At 72.3% G+C, this 24271-nt stretch carries 25 protein-coding genes; 14 read left to right on the top strand and 11 right to left on the bottom strand.

Going from position 1 to position 24271, the window contains the following annotated elements; translation table 11 throughout:
- The first annotated feature begins 351 nt into the window (after positions 1 to 351).
- The gene (gene mpl, locus WQ53_RS05010) at positions 352 to 1761 is read left to right on the top strand and encodes a UDP-N-acetylmuramate:L-alanyl-gamma-D-glutamyl-meso-diaminopimelate ligase (protein ID WP_052631015.1); all 1410 of its coding nucleotides are present in this window, start codon (positions 352 to 354) and stop codon (positions 1759 to 1761) included.
- 62 nt (positions 1762 to 1823) lie between these two features.
- A complete protein-coding gene (locus WQ53_RS05005; protein WP_052631011.1) occupies positions 1824 to 2429 on the top strand; it encodes an LON peptidase substrate-binding domain-containing protein in 606 nt (201 codons plus the stop codon).
- A gap of 10 nt (positions 2430 to 2439) precedes the next feature.
- Here WQ53_RS05005 and WQ53_RS05000 read toward each other — a convergent pair whose 3' ends face one another.
- Positions 2440 to 4440 carry a bifunctional DedA family/phosphatase PAP2 family protein gene (locus WQ53_RS05000; RefSeq protein ID WP_052631007.1) on the bottom strand — a complete coding sequence of 667 codons (2001 nt, stop codon included), beginning with the start codon at positions 4438 to 4440 and terminating at the stop codon, positions 2440 to 2442.
- 156 nt (positions 4441 to 4596) lie between these two features.
- Between WQ53_RS05000 and WQ53_RS04995 the strand changes: the two genes are divergently transcribed.
- The 9 genes from WQ53_RS04995 to WQ53_RS04955 all read left to right on the top strand — a co-directional run bounded on the left by WQ53_RS04995 (position 4597) and on the right by WQ53_RS04955 (position 11528).
- Positions 4597 to 5256 carry a phosphotransferase gene (locus tag WQ53_RS04995; RefSeq protein ID WP_052631005.1) on the top strand — a complete coding sequence of 220 codons (660 nt, stop codon included), beginning with the start codon at positions 4597 to 4599 and terminating at the stop codon, positions 5254 to 5256.
- An 82-nt stretch (positions 5257 to 5338) separates the two neighbouring features.
- The gene (locus WQ53_RS04990) at positions 5339 to 6160 is read left to right on the top strand and encodes an SDR family oxidoreductase (protein WP_052631003.1); all 822 of its coding nucleotides are present in this window, start codon (positions 5339 to 5341) and stop codon (positions 6158 to 6160) included.
- A 251-nt stretch (positions 6161 to 6411) separates the two neighbouring features.
- Positions 6412 to 6828 (top strand): DoxX family protein, encoded by a 417-nt coding sequence (locus WQ53_RS04985; protein WP_052631002.1) that lies wholly within the window; start codon positions 6412 to 6414, stop codon positions 6826 to 6828.
- A complete protein-coding gene (locus WQ53_RS04980; RefSeq protein ID WP_052631000.1) occupies positions 6825 to 7262 on the top strand; it encodes a VOC family protein in 438 nt (145 codons plus the stop codon). The genes WQ53_RS04985 and WQ53_RS04980 overlap by 4 nt, the downstream gene beginning before the upstream one ends.
- 85 nt (positions 7263 to 7347) lie before the next feature.
- Positions 7348 to 7884 (top strand): RNA polymerase sigma factor, encoded by a 537-nt coding sequence (locus tag WQ53_RS04975; RefSeq protein ID WP_052630999.1) that lies wholly within the window; start codon positions 7348 to 7350, stop codon positions 7882 to 7884.
- Positions 7881 to 8981 carry a hypothetical protein gene (locus tag WQ53_RS04970; protein WP_052630997.1) on the top strand — a complete coding sequence of 367 codons (1101 nt, stop codon included), beginning with the start codon at positions 7881 to 7883 and terminating at the stop codon, positions 8979 to 8981. Before WQ53_RS04975 ends, WQ53_RS04970 begins: the two co-directional genes overlap by 4 nt.
- 128 nt (positions 8982 to 9109) lie before the next feature.
- The gene (locus WQ53_RS04965; RefSeq protein ID WP_052630995.1) at positions 9110 to 9775 is read left to right on the top strand and encodes a hypothetical protein; all 666 of its coding nucleotides are present in this window, start codon (positions 9110 to 9112) and stop codon (positions 9773 to 9775) included.
- A 99-nt stretch (positions 9776 to 9874) separates the two neighbouring features.
- The gene (locus WQ53_RS04960; RefSeq protein ID WP_052633926.1) at positions 9875 to 11095 is read left to right on the top strand and encodes an acetylornithine transaminase; all 1221 of its coding nucleotides are present in this window, start codon (positions 9875 to 9877) and stop codon (positions 11093 to 11095) included.
- 7 nt (positions 11096 to 11102) lie between these two features.
- Positions 11103 to 11528, top strand: coding sequence for an HIT family protein (locus WQ53_RS04955; RefSeq protein WP_236685905.1), 426 nt, complete (start codon positions 11103 to 11105; stop codon positions 11526 to 11528).
- Between the two features lie 581 nt (positions 11529 to 12109).
- Here WQ53_RS04955 and WQ53_RS04950 read toward each other — a convergent pair.
- Positions 12110 to 14467 (bottom strand): TonB-dependent receptor, encoded by a 2358-nt coding sequence (locus WQ53_RS04950; protein ID WP_052630991.1) that lies wholly within the window; start codon positions 14465 to 14467, stop codon positions 12110 to 12112.
- A gap of 96 nt (positions 14468 to 14563) precedes the next feature.
- Positions 14564 to 14959, bottom strand: a complete 396-nt coding sequence (locus WQ53_RS16605) for a hypothetical protein (protein ID WP_144409226.1) — start codon at positions 14957 to 14959, stop codon at positions 14564 to 14566.
- A gap of 162 nt (positions 14960 to 15121) precedes the next feature.
- Between WQ53_RS16605 and WQ53_RS04945 the strand changes: the two genes are divergently transcribed.
- Positions 15122 to 15802, top strand: coding sequence for a Fe2+-dependent dioxygenase (locus tag WQ53_RS04945; protein WP_052630989.1), 681 nt, complete (start codon positions 15122 to 15124; stop codon positions 15800 to 15802).
- Positions 15799 to 16917, top strand: a complete 1119-nt coding sequence (locus WQ53_RS04940) for an alpha-hydroxy acid oxidase (protein ID WP_052630988.1) — start codon at positions 15799 to 15801, stop codon at positions 16915 to 16917. The genes WQ53_RS04945 and WQ53_RS04940 overlap by 4 nt, the downstream gene beginning before the upstream one ends.
- Positions 16918 to 17365: 448 nt before the next feature.
- Here the strand turns inward: WQ53_RS04940 and WQ53_RS04935 are convergent, their stop codons facing one another.
- The 3 genes from WQ53_RS04935 to thiE all read right to left on the bottom strand — a co-directional run bounded on the left by WQ53_RS04935 (position 17366) and on the right by thiE (position 20050).
- Positions 17366 to 18004 (bottom strand): HAD-IA family hydrolase, encoded by a 639-nt coding sequence (locus WQ53_RS04935; RefSeq protein ID WP_052630986.1) that lies wholly within the window; start codon positions 18002 to 18004, stop codon positions 17366 to 17368.
- Positions 18001 to 19293 (bottom strand): glutamate-1-semialdehyde 2,1-aminomutase, encoded by a 1293-nt coding sequence (gene hemL / locus WQ53_RS04930; protein ID WP_052630985.1) that lies wholly within the window; start codon positions 19291 to 19293, stop codon positions 18001 to 18003. Before hemL ends, WQ53_RS04935 begins: the two co-directional genes overlap by 4 nt.
- 121 nt (positions 19294 to 19414) lie before the next feature.
- Entirely contained in the window at positions 19415 to 20050 is a 636-nt protein-coding gene (gene thiE, locus WQ53_RS04925; protein ID WP_052630983.1) for a thiamine phosphate synthase, read from the bottom strand.
- Between the two features lie 74 nt (positions 20051 to 20124).
- Between thiE and WQ53_RS04920 the strand changes: the two genes are divergently transcribed.
- Complete coding sequence (locus WQ53_RS04920; RefSeq protein ID WP_052630981.1) at positions 20125 to 20313, top strand: rubredoxin; 189 nt, start codon at positions 20125 to 20127, stop codon at positions 20311 to 20313.
- A 371-nt stretch (positions 20314 to 20684) separates the two neighbouring features.
- Here the strand turns inward: WQ53_RS04920 and WQ53_RS04915 are convergent, their stop codons facing one another.
- From WQ53_RS04915 to WQ53_RS04895, 5 genes are all read right to left on the bottom strand, one after another.
- Entirely contained in the window at positions 20685 to 21521 is an 837-nt protein-coding gene (locus tag WQ53_RS04915) for a SirB1 family protein (protein WP_052630979.1), read from the bottom strand.
- A gap of 100 nt (positions 21522 to 21621) precedes the next feature.
- Complete coding sequence (locus WQ53_RS04910) at positions 21622 to 22080, bottom strand: DUF192 domain-containing protein (protein WP_052630976.1); 459 nt, start codon at positions 22078 to 22080, stop codon at positions 21622 to 21624.
- A gap of 221 nt (positions 22081 to 22301) precedes the next feature.
- The gene (gene rpiA / locus WQ53_RS04905) at positions 22302 to 22949 is read right to left on the bottom strand and encodes a ribose-5-phosphate isomerase RpiA (RefSeq protein WP_052630974.1); all 648 of its coding nucleotides are present in this window, start codon (positions 22947 to 22949) and stop codon (positions 22302 to 22304) included.
- A 207-nt stretch (positions 22950 to 23156) separates the two neighbouring features.
- Complete coding sequence (locus WQ53_RS04900) at positions 23157 to 23627, bottom strand: EVE domain-containing protein (protein ID WP_052630972.1); 471 nt, start codon at positions 23625 to 23627, stop codon at positions 23157 to 23159.
- Complete coding sequence (locus WQ53_RS04895) at positions 23624 to 24226, bottom strand: 5-formyltetrahydrofolate cyclo-ligase (RefSeq protein WP_052630971.1); 603 nt, start codon at positions 24224 to 24226, stop codon at positions 23624 to 23626. Before WQ53_RS04895 ends, WQ53_RS04900 begins: the two co-directional genes overlap by 4 nt.
- Positions 24227 to 24271 lie beyond the last annotated feature (45 nt).

Raw genomic sequence — 24271 nt, 5'->3', positions numbered from 1 at the left:
GCCCGCTCCTACAGAAAGCGGCGCCGTCGCGGGCTTGCTCCCTCCCGTTTGCCGCAGGCGAAGGGGAGGGCCGGGGAGGAGTGCTTTTGCGGTTGCCGTTGCTCCACTAATCGAAGCCATGCCCCCAAAGCTCCCGAGGCCGTCGTGTCCAGGGGGTCTGGCGCAAGCAGCACAGGGATGTGCTGCGTTCGCGACTCGGAGGCAGGACGCCGCAGCGGAGCGATGCGCCAGACCCCCTGGGCACGGCGGCCCCGGCCGAAGCCAGCGCCCTTGGCCTTGCCCTTGCTCCCGCTCCCGCTCCTGCTCCGCCCCCGCCTGCCAAACCCACACCGCATCAGCGACAATCGCCGCATGAGCAAGATCCACATCCTCGGCATCGCCGGGACCTTCATGGGTGGCGTCGCCGCGCTGGCGCGCGAGCTGGGCTTCGAGGTCGAGGGCAGCGACCAGGCGGTGTACCCGCCGATGTCCACCCAGCTGGAGCAGCTGGGCATCGAGCTGAGGCAGGGCTACCTGCCGGAGAATATCTCCGCCGACGCGGAAGAGGTCGTCGTCGGCAACGCCCTCTCGCGTGGCAACCCCGCCGTCGAGCAGGTGCTGGATGACGGCCGCCGCTACACCTCCGGCGCGCAGTGGCTGGCCGAGCGCGTGCTGCCCGGGCGTACCACCCTGGCGGTGGCCGGCACCCACGGCAAGACCACCACCACGACCATCCTCGCGTTCCTGCTGCAGGCGGCCGGACGCGAGCCGGGCTTCCTGATCGGCGGGGTGGCCGAGGACTTCGGCACCTCCGCGCGGCTGGGCGGCGGGCGCGAGTTCGTGGTCGAAGCCGACGAGTACGACACCGCGTTCTTCGACAAGCGCAGCAAGTTCGTCCACTACCGGCCGACGGTGGCGATCCTCAACAACCTCGAGTACGACCACGCCGATATCTTCCCGGACCTGGCCGCGATCCAGCGCCAGTTCCACCACCTGGTGCGCACGGTGCCGCGCCGCGGCCGGCTGCTCGTCAACGGCGAGGACGCGCACCTGGCCGAAGTATTGGCGATGGGCTGCTGGACGCCGGTGGAAACCTTTGGTCTGGACGATGCGGCGGTGGCGATCCCGCGCGCCGACGGCGGCGCGGGCTTCGACTGGAGCGCGCGCCTGCTCGAGGCCGACGGCAGCGCCTTCATCGTGCTGCATCGCGGACAGGACGTGGGCACGCTGCGCTGGCCGCTGGTGGGCCGCCACAACGTCATGAACGCGCTGGCCGCGCTGGCCGCCGCGCATGCGGTCGGGGTGGAGCCGGCGCAGGTGATCCCGGCGCTGGCCGGCTTCGCCAGCGTCAAGCGCCGGCTGGAGGTGCTGGGCACGCAGGGCGGGGTGACCGTGTACGACGATTTCGCCCACCACCCCACCGCGATCCGCACCACGCTGGAGGGCCTGCGTGCCAGGGTCGGCGATGCGCGGATCGTGGTGGCGATGGAGCCGCGCAGCAATTCGATGCGGCTGGGCGCGCACGCCGGGGCGCTGGCGCCGTCGCTGGACCTGGCCGATGCGGTGGTGTTCCTGCACCGGCCGGAACTGGCCTGGGACGCCGGCAAGGTGGTCGCCGCGGTGCGCGGCCAGGCGCGCACCGCGTCCGACACCGGCGCGCTGCTGGACGCGCTGCGCGAGGCGGTGCGGCCCGGTGACCATGTCGTGTTCATGTCCAACGGCGGCTTCGACGGCGCGCCGCGCCGGTTCGTGGCCATGCTCGCCGGCCGGTCCGCCGTTTGACGGCGCCATGACCCACGGCCGGGCGCGGCGCGCTAACCTGAAGTAGAACCCGCCGCCCGCGCATGCCCGTGACCGCCACCGAAGCGCTGCCGCTGTTCCCCCTGCACACCGTGCTGTTGCCCGGCGCGCCGCTGGGCCTGCGCGTGTTCGAGCGCCGCTACCTGGACCTGGTCGCCGAGTGCGGCCGTAGCGGCCGCGGCTTCGGCGTCTGCCTGATCCTGGAGGGCGAGGAGGTCGGCGTGCCGGCGACGCCGGCGGCGTTCGGCGTGGAGGCGCGGATCGAGGACTTCGGCAACGACCGCAACGGCCTGCTGACCCTGCAGGTGCGCGGCGTGCGCCGCTTCCGCGTGGCGCGCACGCGGGTGCGCGACAACGGCTTGCTGGTCGGCGAAGTGCAGTGGTGCGACGGACCGGCCGCCGCGCCGCTGCAGCCGCAGCACGCGATGCTGGCCACGCTGCTGGGCGAGCTGCTGGAGAAGGTCGGCGGCGTGCATCCCGTTTTGGGGCATGCCAGCGCCAACCTGCGCCAGCTCGAGGATGCGTCCTGGGTCGGCTGGCGCCTGGCCGAGCTGCTGCCGGTCACCGACGAGCAGCGCCTGGCGCTGCTGCAGGAGGACGATCCGCACCGGCGCCTGGACCGGGTACTGGAGTGGCTGGACGAGGAATAGCCGGCGCCGGCTATTCGATGCCGTCGCTGCGCACGCGCAGCACCGGCAGCCCCGATTCCGGGTGCGGTGCGACCGCGTGCGGCAGGTCGCGCAGCGGGGCCAGCACCTGTTCCAGCGCCGGGTCGGCACCCGACAGCGGGCGCCATGTCACCAGCAGCCCGAAATCGTGCCGGAACTGCAGGGTCTGCGCGGTGCCCACCCACAGCGGCACGCCGCCCGGCTGCAGGTGCACCGGGGTGGGCCACAGCCGCAACACGTGGCGCAGGTCGCCGCCCGCTTCATCGCGGACCATCAGCAGGGCCTCGGTGCGCGCCTCCAGGGTGGCCGGCAGCACCGGCACCTGCGCCGGCTCGCTGTCGGTGTCGAACAGGCTGATCGCCTGCTCCCAGCGCGCCTGCGGCTGCACCCGCCAGCCGTCCGCCTCCAGCCGCGCGCGCAGCGGCGCCAGCGGGCCGGCCACCTGCACGTCCAGCGGCCAGCGCAACGCGTCGTCGAACTCGTTGCGCCGCGCCGGCTGCAGCATCCATTCGTGGCTCCACCAGTCCTCCAGGTCCTGCACGACCGGCAGTGGCGGCGGCGGTTCGAACTTGTCGAGCTTGGCCTCGATGTTGCGCGGCGCGTACCACAGCGCCGCCACGACGAAGGTGCCGTAGAAGATCCACGCCACCGGCTTGACCCAGAACGAGCGGTTGAAGCGCCGCCGGTAGGCGATCCCCAGCACCAGCAGCCAGACGATGCCCAGCAGCATCCCGCCGACCACGTCGCTGAGCCAGTGCGCGCCCAGGTACAGGCGGGCAAAACCAATGACCGCCACGGTCACGCCCGAGACCAGGTAGGGCCAGACCCGGTCGCGGCCGGGCAACTCGCGCGCGATCAGCACCGCGAAGAAGCCGAACGCGATGGTGGTCATGGTCACCGCGATCGAGGGGAAGCCGAAGCCGCTGCTGGCCCCGGGCGGACGCACCACCTCGACGGTGTTGCCCAGCAGCCAGGTCAGGGCCAAGCCGAAGGCCAGCGCGGCCAGCCAGTGCGCCGCGGCCATCCAGCGCTGCCGCCACAGGAAATACCCCAGCACCGCCAGGCAGGCCGGGGCCAGCACCGGCCAGTCGCCGAGCGAGGCCAGCGCCGCCAGCGGGTAGTCGGCCAGCGGATTGCGCAGCGCCAGCATCATCTGGTGCACGGCCAGGTCCATCGCCAGCGGCTCGCCGTGGCCGACCACCGCCACCAGCAGCGCGAACCAGGCCCAGCCGATCGCCAGCAGCAGCACCGCGAGCAGGGCCAGCGAGGCCGACTCGCGATGGGTCGGGTCGAACACCGCGGCCGAATGCCGGCCCAGCACCGGGTGCCGGTGCGACCAGTCCAGCGCGCGCGCCAGCAGCGAGTCGGCGTGGTCGGCGAACCAGCGGTAGGTGTAGAGCACCCAGGCCCAGGCCAGCGCCAGCACCGCCAGCAGCAGGCCGAGCACGATCACCAGGTGGCCGGCCACCGCGGCCACCGCGTCGTAGGCGCGGCCCAGCACCCAGCCCGGCGCCAGGAACAGCACGCCCCAGGACAGGCAGGCCAGGCCGCTGGCGAAGGCGTAGCGGCGCAGCGGCATCCCCGCCATGCCGGCGATCGCCGGGACGAAGGGGCGGACCGCGCCGACGTAGCGGGCCGCCAGGATGCTGGTGAAGGCGTTGCGCCGGAACAGGATCTCGCCGCGGCCGAGCAGCTGCGGGTAGCGGCTGAAGGGCCACACCCCGTACAGCCGGTTGCCCCAGCGTCGCCCGACCCAGAAGCTCAGCCCGTCGCCGAGGAACGCGCCCAGGGTGGCGCAGGCCACCGCGTACGGGCCGGAGATCTCGCCCATGCCGATCAGCACGCCCACCGCGAACAGCAGCGGCAACGCGGGCACGATCGCGCCGACCACGATCAGCGCGTCACAGAAGGCGATGGCGAAGATCACCGCGCCGGCGAGGACGGGGTGGTTCCCGATCCAGGCCAGTACGGCGTCCATCCAGGAGGATTCCATGGGTGTGGATTATAGGTGGCCCACCCATGGATCCCGACTAAACCACCGGCCGGGATCCCCGCAGCGCGGCGAGCCGCGCAGGCGCTTCGCCGTTCGCGGTGGCCGGCATGGGCCGCCGGCCGCTCGTGTCCTCGCCGCGGGACCTACAATTGCGCGATGCCCGAATACGAACAGACCATCGAGCCGCTGAAATCCGACACGTTCGGGGCCATCCTGCTGGTGCGCGAAGCCGGACGCGCCTACATCCGCCGGGATTGGACGGCGTCCCCGTGGTGGACGCGGCCCATCGCGCGTTCGCTGGCCAGGCGCGAGGCGGCGGCCCTGCGTGCGCTGGCCGGGCTGCCGGCGACCCCCGACCTGCTCGCCTGGGACGGCGCGCGGCTGGACCGCAGTTTCCTGGGCGGACACGTCCTCTACCAGCGGCCGCCGCACCGCGACCCGGCCTACTTCCATGCCGCGCGCCGCCTGCTGCAGCAGGTGCATCGCCGCGGCATCGTCCACAACGACCTGGCCAAGGAAGCCAACTGGCTGGTGCTGGACGACGGCACCCCGGCACTGATCGACTTCCAGCTGGCCGTGCGCGGCGATCCGCGTTCGCGCTGGATGCGCCTGCTCGCGCGCGAGGACCTGCGCCACCTGCTCAAGCACAAGCGCACCTATTGCGGCGGATCGCTCACGCCGGTGGAGCGCCGCCTGCTGGCGCGTCCTTCGTGGGTGCGCGGACTGTGGTTCGCCACCGGCAAGCCGGTCTACCGCTTCGTCACCCGGCGCCTGCTGGGCTGGGAGGACAACGAGGGCCGCGGGCCACAGCCTTGAGCGTGGGCGAGGATCGCGCCGACAATGCCACGCGGCCTCCGTGTCCGGAGGACGCGCCCGTGGTGGAGAACGAGGTGGAAGCATGACGTCCCTGGCCGGCAAGACCCTGTTCATCACCGGCGCCTCGCGCGGCATCGGCCTGGCCATCGCCCTGCGCGCGGCGCGCGACGGTGCCAACGTGGCCATCGCCGCCAAGTCCTCGGTGCCCAACCCGAGGCTGCCCGGCACCATCCACAGCGCGGCCGAGGCGGTGAACGCCGCCGGCGGCCAGGGCTTGGCGCTGAAGTGCGACATCCGCGAGGAAGACCAGGTGCGCGCGGCGGTGGCGGCCACGGTCGACGCCTTCGGCGGGATCGACATCCTGGTCAACAACGCCAGCGCGATCTGGCTGCGCGGCACCCTGGACACGCCGATGAAGCGCTTCGACCTGATGCAGCAGGTCAACGCGCGCGGCAGCTTCCTGTGCGCGCAGGCCTGCCTGCCGCACCTGCTGGCCGCGCCCAACCCGCACATCCTGACCCTGGCGCCGCCGCCGTCGCTGGACCCGAAGTGGTGGGGCCCGCACACCGGCTACACCCTGGCCAAGATGGGCATGAGCTTCGTGACCCTGGGCCTGGCCGCCGAGTTCGGCGCGCAGGGTGTGGCGGTCAACGCGCTGTGGCCGCGCACGCTGATCGGCACCGACGCGCTGAACATGATCCCGGGCGTGAGCACCGCCAACGGCCGCCGCCCGGAGATCATGGCCGACGCCGCGCACGCGGTGCTGGTGCGGCCGGCGCCCGGCTTCAGCGGCCGCTTCCTGATCGACGACGAGGTGCTGGCCGAGGCCGGCGTGACCGACCTGTCCGGCTACGCCGTCGATCCCTCCCAGCCACTGCTGCCGGACCTGTTCCTGGACGGGTAGGGGGTGTTGCCTGTGCCGACGCCGTCGTATCGCGGTGTTTGTAGGAGCGGGCATGACCGCGACCCGGGTGTCGGAACCATGAGGGCGTCGCCTGTGCCGATGTCGTCGGGTCGCGGTCATGCCCGCTCCTACAAACAGCAAGGCGCCAGGTCAGGATCCGGCCGGATGCAAAACCGCCACCTGGACGGCGGGCCCTGCCCGGCGACCCGGCTATGCTGGCCGCCACCTGACGACCGCCGGGAGACACGACGATGGCGACCACACCGATACCGGCGCAGCAGGGCCTGGCCCTGGTCCGCTGGGTACTGGCGGCATTGATCTTCATCCACGGCGTGGCGCGCGTGGCGGCGGACGGGGTGGTGCCGTTCGGCGCGTTCCTGGAGACGCGCGGCTTCCCGTTCGGCCTGGGCCTGGCGTGGCTGGTCACCGTGTTCGAACTGGCGGCCGCGCCGTTGTTCGCCTGGGGACGCGCGGTGGCGCCGATCGCGCTGGTCTTCAGCGCCATCTATGCCTGCGGCATCTGGCTGGTGCACGCGCCCGCGGGCTGGTTCGTCGTCGGCCTGGGCCGCAACGGCGCCGAGTACTCCGTGCTGATCATCGCCTGCCTGCTGGCCATTGCGTGGGCGCACCGCCCGCGCGCCCTTTCCCGCGACGGAGGACTTCCATGAAATACCTGCACGCCATGATCCGCGTCCACGACCTGGACAGGACCAGCCGCTTCCTCACCGAGGGCCTGGGACTGGTGCAGACCCGGCGCATGGACAACGAGGCCGGCCGCTTCACCCTGGTCTATTTCGGCGCGCCGGAGAACCCGGAGGCGGAAGTCGAGCTGACGTACAACTGGCCGCCGGCCGACGGCGCGCCGGCGGAGGACTACGGCAACGCGCGCAACTTCGGCCACCTGGCCTTCCAGGTCGACGACATCTACGCGCTCTGCGCCCACCTGCAGTCGCTGGGCGTGACCATCAACCGCCCGCCGCGCGACGGCCGCATGGCCTTCGTCCGCACCCCGGACCTGATCTCGATCGAGCTGCTGCAGAAGGGCGGCGCGCTGCCGCCGGCCGAGCCGTGGGCGTCGATGCCCAACACCGGCAGCTGGTAGGCACGGGCCGCGGACGGTCGCGGACCGTGTTAACGCCCGGCCTCGCGCCGGCGTCCTGACTCCGGGACCCGGAAACTGCGGACGGATGGAGCGGGAGGACGCCACGGCAGGGATGGTGCAGGCGGCGCGTGCCGGCGACGGCGACGCGATGGACCGGCTGTACCGCCGTTTCGCCCCGGTGGTGCACGGCGTCCTGCTGGGCTACGTGCAGCGGGCCGATGCCGACGACCTGACCCAGGACGTGTTCGAGACCGCGTTGCGGCGCCTGCACGAGCTGCGCGAGGACGCGGCCTTCCCGGGCTGGGTCGTCAGCATCGCCCGGCGCGCGGCGCTGGATGCCAGGCGCCGGCGCACGCCGTTCACCGGGGTGGCGCCCGAACCGGCGACGGCGCCCGGCGGCGTCGAGGACCGGGTCGAGGCCGAGCGCCTGCTGGACGCGATCCGGGCGCTGCCGGAGGCGTACCGCGAGACGCTGCTGCTGCGCCTGGCCGAAGGACTGACCGGCCCGGAGATCGCCGCGCGCACCGGGCTGACCTCCGGCAGTGTGCGGGTCAACCTGCATCGCGGCATGGCGCTGCTGCGCGCGGCGCTCGCGGGCAATCCACGAGGAACCGGAACATGAGCGGCGGACCGAACCGCGATGACGACTACCTGTGGGACCGCAGCGGTCCGGTCGATGCCGAGGTCGCCCGGTTCGAGCGCCTGTTGGCGCCACTGGCCTGGGATGGGCGTCCCCGGATGGAGTCCGGCGCCGGGCAGCAGGCATCGATACCGCGCCGACGCAGGTCCCGCTGGCGCGTCGCGCTGGCCAGTGCCGCCGCGGTGGCGGCGATCGCGCTGGGCCTGTGCGGCGCGCATGTGCACCGCCTGCAGTGGCCGGCCGCGCAGGCATGGCAGCTGACCCGGGTCGAAGGCGCAGTGAGCATCGACGGACGCGCCGCCGATGCGGCGGCGGCGCTGGCGCCCGGCAGTGTTCTGGAAACCGGACGCGGCGGCACGGTGCGGATGCGCGTGGCACGCATCGGCGAGATGGCGCTCGGCGAGGATTCACGCTTCGTGGTGACCGAGACCCGCAGCGGCCGCCACCGCACGCAGCTGCAGCACGGCCGCCTGTGGGCGCGGATCTGGGCGCCGCCCGGCTCCTTCGGCGTGTCCTCGCCGTCGGGCGAGCTGTTCGACCTGGGCTGCGAGTTCGTGATGCATGCGCGCCCCGACGGCAGCGGCTCGCTGACGGTGCGCAGCGGCTGGGTCCAGGTCGACAACGGCTGGCGCGAAGTGCTGGTGCCGCAGGGTGCGCGGGTCGAGTTCGGCGTGCACGGCGAACCGGGCACGCCCTACGACCTCGGCGCCAGCGTCGACTTCCTCGCCGCGCTGCGCGAACTGGACGCACAGGGCCGCCGCGCCGCCGCCGACGGCGATGCGGCGCGCGCGCTGGTGGCCGCGTCGCGGCCGCAGGACGCGATCAGCCTGCTGATGCTGCTGCAGGCCTATCCGCAGCTGGCCGACGGCCCGGTGTTCGAGCGCATGGCCGCGCTCATGCCCGCCGACGCGCGGGTCACCCGCGCCGCGCTGCGCGAGCGCGGCGCGCACGCGTTGTCGCCGTGGTGGGACGCGTTGCCGTACCCGGGCATCAAGCGCTGGTGGCTGCAATGGCCGGACGCCTTCGCCGCGCGCGGCGAGGTGGCGACGCTGCTGGACGCCGAGCCGTCCGGAAACTGAGCGGTCCCGCGCCGCGGCATCGCCGGCTGGTTAACACCACCGGCGTCGCCTCCGTCCTCCTGCTGCGCACATCCGTGTCGCGGCCGCCCCGGTTCCGGCGCGGCCCACCGCACCAGGAGGAGTTCCGCATGAAGACCGCAACGACCAGAACGTGGCTTTTCGGATTCGCCGCCGCCCTGCTGCTCGCCATGCCGGCCTGGGCCGGCCCGCCGCTGCTGTGCGATCCGTTCGACACCGCCGGCGCGCCGTCGCTGGCCTGGGGCGGCGACCGCTGGAACCAGCCGCTGGCCGACTACGACCTGGACCGGCTGGCCACCCGCACCGAGGCGCTGCTGGCGGCGGACACGCCGGTCATCGCGCGGATGGAGACCCTGCGCCGCGCCGCGATCTACGCCAGCCGCGATGGTCGGATTGCGCGCCAGCTGGCCTCGCGCCTCGACGCGCGCATCGCCGCGGCCGGGAGCGGCGACGCGAAGGCGCTGGCGCTGTTCGATTCCGGCTACTTCCTCGAAACCCTGCAGGAAGTCGTGCGCCTGCAGAGCTACGACATGCCCGGCGTCGGCCCGGTCGATACCGCCGCCCTGCGTGCCCTGCTGGCGCAGGAGGATGGCAGCGCGCGCATCGACCGCGCGCTGGCCCTGCGCCCGGACGATCCGTCGATGCGGTTCGCCGCGGCGCTGGTCGCCCGCGCCGACCAGCGCGCCGGCGCCGGCGCCGCCCACGCACAACGGGCGCGGGCCGGGGCCGAAGGCGATCGCCTGCTGGCCTTGAACATCGGCCTGATCTCGCCCTGACCCGGACGCGCACGGTGGCCGCCCGCCGCGGCCACCGTGCGGCGGCCGCGGCGATCGGGGAGAATGCCGGCCTTCCCGCCGCTTCCCGACGACCCGCCCATGGCCGCCGCCGATCCCGTCCTCCCGCTCGCCCGCTACTACCTGCCGGTCTACCGCCCGCGCGAGCTGGTGCTGGAGCGCGGCCAGGGCGCGCGCCTGTGGGACAGCGAGGGCCGCGAGTACGTCGACTTCGCCGCCGGCATCGCGGTCTGCGGCCTGGGCCACAACGACCCGGACCTGCACGCGGCGCTGGTCGAACAGGCCGGCAAGCTGTGGCACACCAGCAACATCTTCTACAGCGAACCGCCGCTGCGCCTGGCCGAGGAACTGGTGACCGCCAGCCGCTTCGCCGAACGCGTGTTCCTGTGCAACTCCGGCACCGAGGCCAACGAGGCGGCGATCAAGCTGGTGCGCAAGTGGGCCACGGCCCAGGGCCGGCCGCCGCAGCAGCGGGTGATCGTCACCTTCCGCGGCAGCTTCCACGGCCGCACCCTGGCCGCGGTCACCGCCACCGCCCAGCCCAAGTACCAGGAAGGCTACGAGCCGCTGCCCGGCGGCTTCCGCTACGTCGACTTCAACGACCTGACCCAGCTGGAGACGGCGATGGCCGCCGGCGACGTGGCCGCGGTGATGGTCGAGCCGGTGCAGGGCGAGGGCGGGGTGATGCCGGCCGCGTCCGGCTTCCTGCGCCGGGTGCGCGAGCTGTGCGACCACCACGGCGCGCTGCTGGTGCTGGACGAGATCCAGGCCGGCATGGGCCGCACCGGCACCCTGTTCGCGCACTGGCAGGACGAAGTGGTGCCGGACATCGTGACCCTGGCCAAGGCGCTGGGCGGCGGCTTCCCGATCGGGGCGATGCTGGCCGGGCCGAAAGTGGCGCAGGCGATGCAGTTCGGCGCGCACGGCACCACCTTCGGCGGCAACCCGCTGGCCGCGGCGGTGGCGCGGGTCGCGCTGCGCAAGCTCGCCTCGCCGCAGGTCGCGGCGAACGTGTCGCGGCAGTCGCATGCGCTGCGCGAGGGCCTGCTGGCGATCGGCGCGGAGTTCGACCTGTTCGAGCAGGTGCGCGGCCGCGGGCTGATGCTCGGCGCGGTGCTCAAGCCGGCCTTCGCCGGCCGCGCCGGCGAGATCCTCGACCATGCCGCCGCGCAGGGCCTGCTGCTGCTGCAGGCCGGCCCGGACGTGCTGCGCCTGGTGCCGGCGCTGAACATCGGGGATGCCGACGTGGCCGAGGGGTTGCAGAGGTTGCGCGCGGCGGTGGCCGCGTTCGCCGGCCGCTGAGGCCTTGGTGGCCGGCGCTTGCCCGTTCTGCGCGATCCTGGCCGGCGATTTGCCGGCCAGTGTCGTCTGCGAGGACGCACACGCCATCGCCTTCATGGACCTGCGCCAGGCCGTGCCCGGCCACGTGCTGGTGGTGCCACGCCGGCACGTGGAGACGATCTTCGAACTGGACGAGGACACCGCCGGCGCGCTGATGCGCATGGCCGTGCGCGTGGCGCAGGCGGCCGGCCGTGCGTTCGCCCCGGCGGGACTCAACCTGTGGCAGTCCAACGGCCACGCCGGCGGGCAGGAAGTACCGCACGTGCACCTGCACGTGCAGCCGCGGCAGGTGGGCGATGGCTTGCTGCGGATCTACCCGGAGCGGGTGCCCGCGCCGGCAGCCCGTGCGCAACTGGATGCGCTGGCGTTGCACCTGCGTGGGCACCTGGCCTGACGGTGCGTCGGGGAAAGCTGGGGTTGTTCGCGATACGAGGGATGTGCCACACCGTAGCGGCAACGGCAACGGCCAGAGCGTGTGGGGTGTTCGGCTTCGGGCTGAGCTGCGGCAGGCCGGGTGTGTTGCGGTCGTCTCGGCGGCACATCCGTGTGCCGACTCGCCGACGCGGCCATCCCTGGCCGCTGCCGCAACACACCCGGCCTGCCACGTCTTAGGGGCGCTTCTTGGCCGTAGCTCCGTTCACCGCCACGAGCAACAGCCGTCGTTGCGCCGCCCGCGCCGCTCTGTAGGAGCCGGGTTCAGCCGGCGACCCGACGCCGTCGGCCCAGGCGACGCCCTCACGATCCCGACGCCCGTGTCGCCGGCTGAACCCGGCTCCTGCAGGAAGCCCGAGCCACCGGGCGCGGCGGCTTTTCGCCGCGCAGAAGCCCACACCCCGCCTGCGGTGGCAACTGCCTTCTACCCGGGAATCGCGTTGCCTTCTCCGGGATTGGGCGAAGAGCAAGAAACAAGACGCCCCGGATGCTTGCGCATCCGGGGCGTGGGTGCAGCGCGTGGCGGGATGACGCGCCGCCGTCTTACCAGAAGCGGAAATCGGCGCTGAGCAGGTAGTTGCGCGGCGGGCCGAGGAACACCCGCGACATCGCCCAGTTGCCCGAGGTCGCGTAGGTCTCGTCGGTGACGTTGTCGATGTTCAGGCGCAGCGAGAAGCGATCGCTGAACGCGTACGACGCCATGAGGTTGCCGACGGTGTAGCCCGGCAACTTGCCCCAGCGGCCGTTCGGAATCAGGCGGTCGGCGTCGTCGGGCCGGCCGGCCCAGGAATTGCCGACGTACTGCAGGCCGCCGCCCACGGTCAGGCCGTTGCCGAAGGCATAGGTGGTCCACAGGCTGGCCGACCGCCGCGGGGTGAACGCCAGCTCGTCGCCGGCCACGCCCTCGCCGGCGGCGATGATCGCGGCGCAGTCGGCGACCGTGGCGTTGGCGCGGTAGTCGGTCGGCGCGGCGGTGCAGCGGGCCGCGTCCAGGTAGGCGTCGAGCTTGCGCTCGCTGTCGAGGAACACCGCGCCGGCGAACACCGTCCAGGCCTCGGTGATGCTGCCGGTCGCGCTCAGTTCCAGGCCGCGCACCACCTGCTGGCCGTAGCCGCGCAGCACTTCCGGGCTGCTGGCCACGCCCGGCTCCCTGCCGGTGATGGCCACGCTGCGCCGGGTGGTGTTGAACAGCGCGGCGGACGTGCTCAGCTTGTCGTCGAAGAAGTCCCACTTCACGCCCAGCTCGTGGCTGACCGCGCGCTGGGTCTTGGCCGCCTCGTTGTTCTGGCCGACCAGGCCGGGGAAGGCGTTGTTGCCGTCGCGCGAGATGTCCGGGTTGGACAGGAAGTTGCCCGGCGGCAGCGCGGCCATGTTGACCGAGGCGTAGAGGCTGCCGTTCTCGGCCGGCTTGTAGACCAGGCCCAGCTTGCCGCTGACGGTGGTGTCGCTGACCTCATAGCCGTCCGGACCCTGCGGCGCGCCGGCGATGGTGCGGCTGTCGATGCTCACCTCGTAGCGCTCGGCGCGCAGGCCGCCGGTCAGCTGCCAGCGCTCGCCGAACTCGATGGTGTCGTAGGCGTAGGCGGCCACGCTGTCGATACGCACGCGGCTGCTCTGGGTCGGAGCGATCCTGCGCAGCGTCGCGCGGCGGAAGTCCGGGGCGAACACGCTGGTCGACGGCTGGTTGGGCGTCGGGAAGCGGTCGCTCTCGCTCTCCTCGCGCGACAGGTCCAGGCCGGTCGACAGGGTGTGCGCCCAGCCGCCGGTCCGGAACCTGGCGGTGAGGTTGGTCAGGTTGGCGATGCCGTCGTTGTCGCGGCGGAAGGCCTGCGCCTGGGTGGTGACCAGTTGGGTGGCCGGCACGTAGTTGGTCGGGACCGTGTAGACGGCGTCGCGGCTGGTCTGCGACCAGCGGGTGAAGTTGCTCAGGGTCAGCGCCGGCGAGAAGTCGTGCTCGAAGCGGGCGCTGACCGAACTGGAGGTGTTCTCGTCGAAGTCCGAGGCCAGGCCGTAGAAGTTGTCGGTGCTGGCACGTTCGGCGTCGGCGTTGTGGTTGATGGTGCCGGGGATGAACGCCCCCGGCACGCCCCAGTCCGGGCGGCCGCTCTGGCTCACGTGCTCGGCGGCCAGGATGAAGCGGGTGTCGGTACCCAGGCCGAAGGCCAGCGACGGGGCGATGCCGACCGCGTCGTTCGACGCGTGCTCGCGACCGGGCACGCCGCCGTTGGTCGCCATCAGGTTCAGGCGCAGGGCGCTGTGCTCGCCCAGCTGGTTGTTCAGGTCGACAGTCGCGCGCAGGCGGCTGTCGGCATCGGTGCCGTCGGCGCCGAAGCTGGCGGTGCCGCGCGCGAAGTAGCCCAGCTGCGGGGTCTTGCTGACCATGTTGACGTAGCCGGCCAGGCCGCCGCGGCCGTTGTCGGCGGCCGGACCCTTGGCCACTTCCACCCGGTCGACGTTGAACACGTCGCGGGCGTAGTTGCCCGAGTCGCGCACGCCGTCGATGAAGATGCTGCCGCTGGTGTCGAAGCCGCGCAGGCTGAAGTTGTTGGTGTTGGTCGAGAAGCCGTTCTCGCCGGCGTTGAAGCTGATGCCGGGGGTGTTGCGCAGCACGTCGGTCAGGTTCTGCGCGCCCTGCGCATTGAACACATCGGACGGCACCACGCTCAGGGTCTGCGGCGTGTCCAGCAGCGGCGCGGTGAACTTGGGCGAGGAGGCCCGTTCCACCCGCTCGCCGGTGACCTCGACCGGGTCGAACGTGGTGGTGTCCGACTGGGGCTGGCCGGCGGCGTCGGCGGCGGTTTCCGCGGCCGCGGGGAGGGCCAGGGCGAGCAGCAGGGCGGTGGTCAGCGGACGGGTGTGGAACTGCCCGGTACGGGCGGGACGGGCGGTGCGGGAGGTCACGGCATCTTCCTCGGGAGGATGGGGAGGCGGGAATGGCGATTGGCCGCTTGCGGCGGCGCAGCCGGGCTGCGCGGTGCGTCGGCCGGGTGGCCGGAGTCAGCTGTGGCGCGGGCCGGGCGGCGCCCGGCTGCCCCAGCCGGTGCGCAAGGGTTTGAGGGCCGGACCGTGCGGATGCTGGGGAACCGCGCTATCGCCCACGGCAAGCGCGGTGGAGCCTTGGTCGGCGTCGGGGCGACGCAGCGGTACCTGTGCGGTTGCGGCCACCGGGCTGCGCTGGCGCTGCGATCGGGACTCGGGCGTGGCCGCCGCGGCCTGCTCGCCGGCTACCGCGCCGCCCTGTTCCCACCCCTGCAGGGTAGAACCGGCCGCCAGCGCGGGTGTCGCGAGGCCGGCCAGCAGCAACCCGACCAGCAACAGCCACGCGCGTGCGCGCCGGACCGGCGACGGTCCGTTGGCGAGTGCGCAGGCGGTACTACCGAAACCGGGCGACATCGGGCAAGGGCACGGTGTTGTTGAGAGCGCATCTTATTTGATAAAGATTATCATTGCCACTGGACGATGCCGGTCCCGCCCTCTGCCACTACCGCCGCGCGTCCGCACGGACGTAGGCTTGGCCCGATCCGGCCGCGACGACGGCGAGGAGCACGCAACGACATGATGTTGACCATCCCCGACGTGCTCGACCCGCAGCGGTTGCGGCAATGCCGGCAGGCGCTCGAGCAGGCCGAATGGACCGATGGCCGCGCCACCGCCGGCCACCAGGCGGTGCGGGCCAAGCGCAACCTGCAGCTGCCATCGGACAGCCCGCTGGCGGCGCAACTGGGCGAGGCCATCCTCGAGGCGCTGTCGCGCCATCCGCGCTACTTGGCCGCCGCGTTGCCGCTGAAGGTGGTGCCGCCCCGGTTCAACCGCTACGAAGGCGGCGGCGAGTACGGCGACCACATCGACAACGCGGTGTTCAGCGTGCCGGGCACGCCGCACCGGATCCGCAGCGATGTTTCCTCCACCCTGTTCTTCAGCGATCCGGACGAATACGACGGCGGCGAACTGATGGTGCAGGACACCTACGGCGAGCACCGCGTGCGCCTGCCGGCCGGGCACATGCTGCTGTACCCCGGCACCAGCCTGCACCGGGTCACCCCGGTGACCCGCGGCACCCGCTACGCCGCGTTCTTCTGGACCCAGAGCCTGGTGCGCGAGGACAGCCAGCGCGCGCTGCTGCTGGAACTGGACGACGCGATCCAGGCGCTGGCGGTGCAGGTGCCCGACAGCCCCGAGCTGCAGCGCCTGACCGGCGTGTACCACAACCTGCTGCGGCGCTGGGCGCAGACATGACCCTGCCGCCGATGGCGTCGATCCCCGCGCGGATCGCGGCGGTGGCCGACTACGAGGCCGAGGCGCGCGAGCGCATGGGCGGGGCGGCCTGGGCCTACCTGAGCGGTGGTGCGGCCGACGAACTCACCCTGGCCGACAACAGCGCCGCCTTCGCCCGCCTGAAGCTGCAGGGCCGCGTGCTGCGGCCGCTGGACGGTGGCGACACCCGGGTCACGCTGTTCGGCGACACTTTCGACTATCCGGTGCTGCTGGCGCCGGTGGCGCTGCAGACCCTGGCCCACCGCGACGGCGAACTGGCCACGGTGCTCGGCGCCTCGGCGATGCGCGCGGGCATGGTGGTCAGCACCGAGTCCGGCATCGCCCTGGAAGAGATCGCGCGCGCCGCGCAGACGTCGCTGTGGTTCCAGCTGTACCTGCAGCCGGACCGGGACTTCACCGCGGCCCTGGTCGCGCGCGCCGAGGCGGCCGGCTGCCGCGCGCTGGTGCTGACCGTGGATGCGCCGGTCAACGGCGTGCGCAACCGCGAGCAGCGCGCCGGGTTCGCGCTGCCGCCCGGCGTGGAGGCGGCCAACCTGCGCGGCATGCCGCCACCGGCGGCCCACCGCGCCGGCGCGCCGGGCGGCAGTCCACTGTTCGGCAGCGGACTGCTCGCGCATGCGCCGACCTGGGACGACGTGGCCTGGCTGCGTTCGATCACCCGCCTGCCGGTCGTGCTCAAGGGCGTGCTGGCCGCCGCCGACGCCGAAGCGGCGGTCGATGCAGGCATTGCCGGGCTGATCGTGTCCAACCACGGCGGGCGCACGCTGGACACGCTGCCGGCGACGATCGACGCGTTGCCCGCCGTGGCCGCCGCGGTGGCCGGGCGGATCCCGGTGCTGCTGGACGGCGGCGTGCGGCGCGGCAGCGACGTGCTCAAGGCGTTGGCGCTGGGTGCCGATGCGGTGCTGGTTGGACGCCCTTACGTATATGCGTTGGCGGCGGCCGGCGCACCCGGCGTGGCCCATGTGCTGCACCTGCTGCGCGCCGAACTGGAAGTGGCCATGGCGCTCACCGGTTGCAGGACCCTGGCCGACATCGGCCCGGAGGTGCTCTGGAGCGCCGTGCGCCAGCCGTAGGAGGCGATTCATCGGCGAACGGGCACCGCCGGCACAGGCGACGCCCTCGTGGTTCCAACGCCCGTGTCGCCGACTGAAGTCAGCTCCTACAGAAGAGCGGCTGCGCCGTGGCTGTTGTAGGAGCCGGGTTCAGCCGGCGACCCGACGCCGCCGGCACAGGCGACGCCCTCGTGGTCCCGACGCTCGTGTCGCCGACTGAAGTCAGCTCCTACAGGAGAGCGGCCGTGACGCTGCTGTTGTAGGAGCCGGGTTCAGCCGGCGACCCGACGCCGTCGGCACAGGCGACGCCCTCGTGGTCCCGACGCTCGTGTCGCCGACTGAAGTCAGCTCCTACAGAAAAGCACTGCGCCGCGGCTGTTGTAGGAGCCGGGTTCAGCCGGCGACCCGACGCCGTCGGCAGGCGACGGCCCAGTGTTCCCGACGCCCATGTCGCCAGCAAGCTGTGCTCCTACAGAGGCGCGGCGCCCGGCGCCAGGCCGTGGCGCGCCAGCACCCGGCGCAGCGAACGGGCGTCGTCGACGGTGTCGGCCTGCAGGCCGGCGGCGCGCGCGCCCTGGACGTTGGCGAACACGTCGTCGACGAACAGCACCTGCGCGGCCGGCACTTCGAAACGTTCCAGAGCCTTGGCGAAGATCGCCGCGTCGGGCTTGCGCACGCCGAGTGCACCGCTGCACAGCACGCGGCCTTCCAGCGCCGGGAACAACGGCGCCACGATCGTGCGCATGGCCTCTGCCATCAGCGCGCCGTTGTTGCTCAGCACGCCGATCGGCGTATGCGCGGTCACTGCCAGCACCTGCTCGAGCACGCGCGGATCGGCGCGGTTGCCTGCAGCGCGCGAGGCGATCCAGCTGGCCTCGTCGATCGGCCGGCCCAGCCCGTCGCCGAGCCGGCGCAGGTAGGTTGCGGTGTCGAGGCGGCCGCTGTCGTACTCGGTTTCCAGGCCCGAGGCGAACAGCACCTCGGCCACGCGTGCCTGCTCGCAGCCGGCGGTGGCGGCCAGGTGGGCGATGCGGTCCTGGTGCGAGTAACGGGCCAGGACTCCGTCGAAGTCCAGCAGCAACAGCCGCGGCCGCGCCCGGGCGCTCATCCGCGGGCGACGGCCCCGAACGCGCCGCGCGCGGCCTCGATCGTGGCGGCGATCACCGCCGCGTCGTGCGCGCTGGACAGGAACCCGGCCTCGTACGCTGACGGCGCCAGGAACACCCCGCGCTCGAGCATGGCGTGGAAGAACCGGTTGAACGCGGCGATGTCGCAGGCGGTCGCCTGGGCGTAGGTTTCAACTTTCTGATCGGTGAAGAACAGCCCGAACATCGCGCCGACGCGGTTGGTGGTGACGGGTACGCCGGCCTCGCGCGCGGCCGATTCCAGGCCCTCGCACAGCGATGCGGTGGCCTCGGACAGGCGCTCGTGGAAGCCCGGCGCCTGGACCAGTTCCAGCATCGCCAGGCCGGCGGCCATCGCCACCGGATTGCCCGACAGCGTGCCGGCCTGGTAGATCGGGCCGGCCGGCGCGATCTGCAACATCAGTTCACGGCGGCCGCCATAGGCACCCACCGGCATGCCGCCGCCGATGATCTTGCCGAAGGTGGTCAGGTCCGGGGTGATCCCGTAGTGCGCCTGCGCACCGCCCAGGGCGACGCGGAAGCCGGTCATCACTTCGTCGAAGATCAGCAGCGCGCCGTGCTTCGTGCACAGCTCGCGCAGATGCTGCAGGTAGCCTTCGCGAGGCGGGATGCAGTTGGCATTGCCCACCACCGGCTCGATGATCAGCGCGGCGATCTCGTGGCCGATCTCCTCGAACAGCCGGGTCGCGCCCTCGAAGTCGTTGTAGCTGAGGGTGGCGGTCAGCTCGCTCAGCCCGGCCGGCACGCCCGGCGAGGTCGGCACGCCCAGGGTCAGCATGCCGCTGCCGGCCTTGACCAGGAACGAGTCGCCGTGGCCGTGGTAGCAGCCCTCGAACTTGACGATGCGCTGGCGGCCGGTGGCGCCGCGCGCCAGGCGGATCGCCGACAGCGTGGCCTCGGTGCCCGAGTTGACCATGCGCACCATCTCGCACGAGGGCACCAGTCGGGTGATGGTCTCGGCCATGGTCACTTCGGCCGGGCACGGCGCGCCGAACGACAGCCCGTCGCCGATCGCCTTTTCCACCGCCGCGCGTACCGCCGGGTGGTTGTGGCCGACGATCATCGGGCCCCAGGAGCCGACGTAGTCGATGTGGCGGTTGCCGTCGACGTCGTACAGGTACGGCCCGTCGGCGCGCTGCACGAAGAACGGCTCGCCGCCGACCGACTTGAACGCGCGCACCGGCGAATTGACCCCGCCCGGCAGCAGCTGCTGCGCGCGGGAAAACAGGGCATGGGAGCGGTCGTGGTTCATCGGGGGATTTCCTGTACGGCGAAAAGGGACATTGTAGGAGCGGGCATGACCGCGACCTGGGCGTCGGGGTCCCGAGGGTGTCGCTTGTGCCGATGGCGTCGCGTCGCGGTCATGCCCGCTCCTACAAAAAGCAGTGCTGGTAGGCGCGCACGGCGGCAACCGGGTCGGGCGCGTCGAACACGCCGCCGATCACCGCGACCAGGTCGGCGCCGGCGGCGACCAGCGCACCGGCGTTGCCCGGGGTGATGCCGCCGATGGCCACGCGCGGCACGCCCAGCGCCGCCGCCTCGCGCAGCAGGCCGGGCGTGGCCCGGCGGGTGGTGGCCTTGCTGGCGGTGGGGAAAAAAGCGCCGAAGGCGACGTAACCGGCGCCCGTGGCGACCGCGTGCCGGGCCAGTTCCAGGCTGTCGTAGCACGACGCGCCGAGCAACGCGCCCGGGCCGAGCAGCGCACGCGCGGCGGCGATGTCGCCGTCGTCCTCGCCCAGGTGGGCACCGGCGGCGCCGATTTCGCCGGCCAGTGCGGCATCGTCGTTGACCAGCAGCGGTACGCCGGCGCCGGCGCCGGCGCACAGCGCCTGCAGCGCGGTCGCCTGTTCACGCCGCAGTGCCGCGCCGGCGGCCTTGTTGCGGTACTGCAGCCAGGCCACGCCCTCGCCGAGCAGCGGCGCCACCCGCGCCAGCAGGCGCGCGGTGTCGGCTTCGTCGGGGGTGATCAGGTACAGGCCGCGCGGGGGCGGGCCGGGCTGCGCGTTCATCGGCGGGGTTTCCGGTGCGGCGGTGGCGGTGGGACAATGCAGTCCCGCGCCCGTGCCGAAGCCCGCATTATCCGATGAGCCCACCCGACGCCACCACCTACCGCAGCTGGATGTGCGTGGTCTGCGGCTTCATCTACCACGAGGCCGATGGACTGCCCGAGGAAGGCATCGCCCCGGGCACGCGCTGGGAGGATATCCCCGACACCTGGACCTGCCCGGACTGCGGCGTGACCAAGGACGACTTCGAGATGGTCGAGCTGTAACCGGCCCGCTGCGCCTGCCCGGTGTAGGAGCCCACCTCAGTGGTCGACACGGGCGTCGGGATCATGAAGGCGTCGCCTGTGCCGACGGCGCCGTGTCGCCGGCTGAAGCCAGCTCCTACGACAGTGACAGCGCTCCGGCTTCCCTGCATGCACCGGCAGGGCGACCCGCTTCCGTGTAGGAGCCCACTTCAGTGGTCGACACGGGCGTCGGGATCATGAAGGCGTCGCCTGTGCCGACGGCGCCGTGTCGCCGGCTGAAGCCAGCTCCTACAACAGCGACAGCACCCCGGCACCGATGCAGGAGCCTGCCTTGCGGGACGCAGGACGCCGGAAGCGCGAGGGCCTGCTGCCACCGCCGCCGCCACACAGCCTCAGTGCACCACCGCGCGCGTGCCGCCGGCGTCGATCAGCCGCTCGCGGATCTGTTCGGCGTCGCTCGCCTCCGGCGCCAGCTCCAGGTAGCGGCCCAGGTCCTGGCGGGCGCCGGTGAGGTAGTCCAGCTCCAGGTAGGCCAGGCCGCGGTCGCGCAGCGCCTCGGCCTGCGTGGGCATCAGCCTCAGCACCCGGTCGGCGCTGCGCGCGGCGCGGTCCCACTGTCCGGTCTCGGCGTACAGGCCATGCAGGTTGCGCAGCACCCGCACCAGGATCGCGCGGTGCGGCGCCGGGCTGAGGATCTGCAGCAGCACGCTGTCGTCCGGGGTCTCGCCCAGGTGCGGTTTGGCCCGTTCGCGCAGTTCTTCCACCGCCAGCGGGCGGCCGCCGTTGAACGGGTCCATCACCAGCAGGCCGCCGTCCACCGGCAGGCGCACCAGGAAGTGGCCCGGGAAGGAGACGCCGTCCAGCGGGATGTCCAGCCGCCGCGCCACCTCCATCTGCACCATCGCCAGCGAGATCGGGTTGCCCAGGCGCCGGTCCAGCACCTGGTTGAGGTAGCTGTTGCGCGGGTCGTAGTACTCGTCGTGGTTGCCGCTGTAGCCCAGCTCCTCGAACAGGTGCCGGTTGATCGCCGCCATCTTCAGTGGCTGCTGGCCGATCGCGGCGACCTCCTCGCGCAGGTGGTCGGCATGGGCCTGGACCAGCGCCTCGTAGGGAAGCGGGTCCAAGTCGGGGTACTCGTCGCGGGCGATCAGCAGCGCCGCCGGCAGCAGCGGCAGCGATTCGTCGTCGAGCGTGGCCAGCGTGTTCCAGTCGGGCAGGTGCGTTTGCATACTTCGATTCCCCATGCGGCAAGACTGGGGCTGGCGCGCGCGGCAATCAAGTCCCGTCCAGTTCCGGTATCGGCGGGCGCGGGCGCGGGTTGAGCGGTGTTCAGCGGCCGGGCGCGTCGGGGATTCCCGGACCGAAGCGCAGCTCGGTGCCGTTCTCCAGGCCCAGCCGCGCGGCCTGGCCGGCGTTGAGCTCCAGCACGTAGCGCGCCGGGCGGCGGCTGGGGTAGGCCGGGCAGCGGTCGCCGGCCGAGCACGGCGGCACGTCGCGCTGCTGCGCCACCAGCCGCCGCTCGTTGTCGAAGTAGAGGATGTCGAGCGCGATCCGGGTGTTCTTCATCCAGTACGCCTGCGGTTCCTGGCGGTCGTGGATGAACAGCATGCCGTGGCCCTCGGGCAGCACGTCGCGGAACATCAGCCCGCGCGCGCGCTCGTCGTCGTCGTCGGCGATCTCCACCTGGAAACGCTCCCCGCCCAGTTCCACCCAAGGCGTGCGCGCCGAGGCGCAGGCGCTGAGCAGGAGCAGGAGCGGCAGGGCGAGCAGGCGCAGCGAGCGGGACATGGCGAGGGCTTTCTGGAAGATGCAGGCGCACCTTCTGATATACCCGCCGCCAAGGTCAAGCCGGCCGGCCGGGTGGCGGGACGCTTGTTTCCCGGTGGCTTCGAGGCTTGTGTCGTCGGCTGAAGCCGGCTTGCGCGGGTCGGGCTGCGGGCCGGGAGTTGGCGGCGGGTCCGCCTGCCCACGAACAGGAGCGGCGGCCGGCCCGGCTGCCGCTCCCTGTGTCACAGCACCTGCGGCGGCTCGCCACCGACGATGACGACGTCGGCCGGGCGGCGCGCGAACAGGCCGACGCTGACCACGCCGGGAATCTGGTTGAGCTCGGTCTCCAGCGCCACCGGGTCGGTGATCGACAGGTTGTGCACGTCCAGGATCCAGTTGCCGTTGTCGGTGACCACGCCGTCGCGCCATACCGGCTGGCCGCCGGTCAGGCCGAGGATGCGGCGGGCGACCAGGCTGCGCGCCATCGGGATCACTTCCACCGGCAGCGGGAACCTGCCGAGCACTGGCACCCGCTTGGCCGGGTCGACGATGCAGACGAAGGTCTCGCTGGCCTCGGCGATGATCTTCTCGCGGGTCAGCGCGGCGCCGCCGCCCTTGATCAGGCGCTTGTGCGGGTCGCATTCGTCGGCGCCGTCCACGTACAGCCTGAGCGGGCCGGCGGCGTTGGCGTCGAGCACCTCGATGCCCAGCGCCTTCAGCCGCGCGGTGCTCTGTTCGGAACTGGAGACGGCACCGGCGATGCGGTCCCGGATCCGGCCCAGCGCGTCGATGAAGTAGGCCACGGTTGAGCCGGTGCCGACGCCGACGATCATGCCGTCCTCGACGTAGTCGATGGCCTTCTCGCCGGCCAGGCGCTTCGCTTCGCTCATGGGTCAGTCTGCTGTGGTTGTTCGTGTGCTGGGTTGCCGGCGATCCTATCCCGCCGTCGTCCCGGCGAACGCCGGGACCCGGTGCCTTTGCGCCATCGCTCCGCTGGCGACGGGTCGCGTCTCCACCGGTGCGGCAGGTCGCTGGTTGGTCAGCCCTTCGGCTGCTGTAAAGCGCTTCCGGCGTTCGCCGGAACGACGAGGTGATGCTCATTCCAGCGACAGCAGCAGCTTCCACTGCGCGGCGGTCACGGGGAACACCGACAGGCGGCTGCCGCGCGCGACCAGTGGGAAAGCCTCGCCGAGTTCATCGGCGTGCTGCTTGATCTCCTCCAGCGGAATGGTGCGCTCGAGCTTGCGCTCGAACTTCACGTCGACCAGGAACCAGCGCGGCTGCTCGCGGGTCGCCTTGGGATCGAAGTAGTGCGACTTGCGGTCGAACTGGGTCTCGTCCGGGTAGGCCGGACTGGCCACGCTGGCCACACCGACGATGCCAGGCACGGCGGTGTTGGAGTGGTAGAACAGCACGCCGTCGCCGACCTTCATGCCGTCGCGCATGAAGTTGCGTGCCTGGTAGTTGCGCACGCCGTTCCACGGCTCGGTACCGACCCGCTGCAGGTCGTCGATGGAGAAGGCGTCCGGCTCGGACTTCATCAGCCAGTAGCGCTTGCGTGGACTCATGCGGGATCGGTCTCGCGGTGGGGGGCGCGGAGCAGGGTGGCGTCCTCGGTGCAGATCGCGTCCGGCACGATGTCCCAGGCGGCCGCTTCCAGCGCCGGCACCTGCTGCACCGCGAACCCGGCGCCGACCAGCCAGGGCGGCGCGGCGCGGCCGCTGCGGAACGCGAAGCTGCGATCATACCAACCGCCGCCCATGCCCAGCCGCTGGCCGCGCGCGTCGAAACCCACCAGCGGCATCACCGCCAGCGCCAGTTCCTCCGCGCGCAGTCCCGAGGCCGGTTCGACGTCAGGCTCGGGGATGCCGTAGCGGTTGGTCACCAGCGGATCGCCCGCGCGCCACGGCGCGAAGCGCAGGGTGTCGTCGCCGTGCAGCACCGGCAGGCAGTACACCAGCCCGGGCGGCAGGCGCAGTTGCAGTACGTGCAGGCCGATCTCGCCGTCCAGCGCCCAGTAGCCGGCGACGTAGCCCTCGCGTGGCAGGAACGGCAGGGCGAGGATCCGCTGCGCCAGCGATTCGGCCGCGGCGATGCGCGCGGCGGCGGGCAACTCGCGGCGGCGTTGGCGCAGTTCGCGGCGCAGCGTGGCGCGGTCCTGGGTCATCGGGGCATCTAAAAAGGGGTCAGGTACATTTTCCCACAAAGGAAA

It is taken from the genome of Pseudoxanthomonas suwonensis, from assembly GCF_000972865.1.
Taxonomy (GTDB): Bacteria; Pseudomonadota; Gammaproteobacteria; order Xanthomonadales; family Xanthomonadaceae; genus Pseudoxanthomonas; species Pseudoxanthomonas suwonensis_B.
The sequence above is the reverse complement of the archived record's forward strand: the minus strand, read 5'-3'. Positions and strand labels throughout refer to the sequence as shown.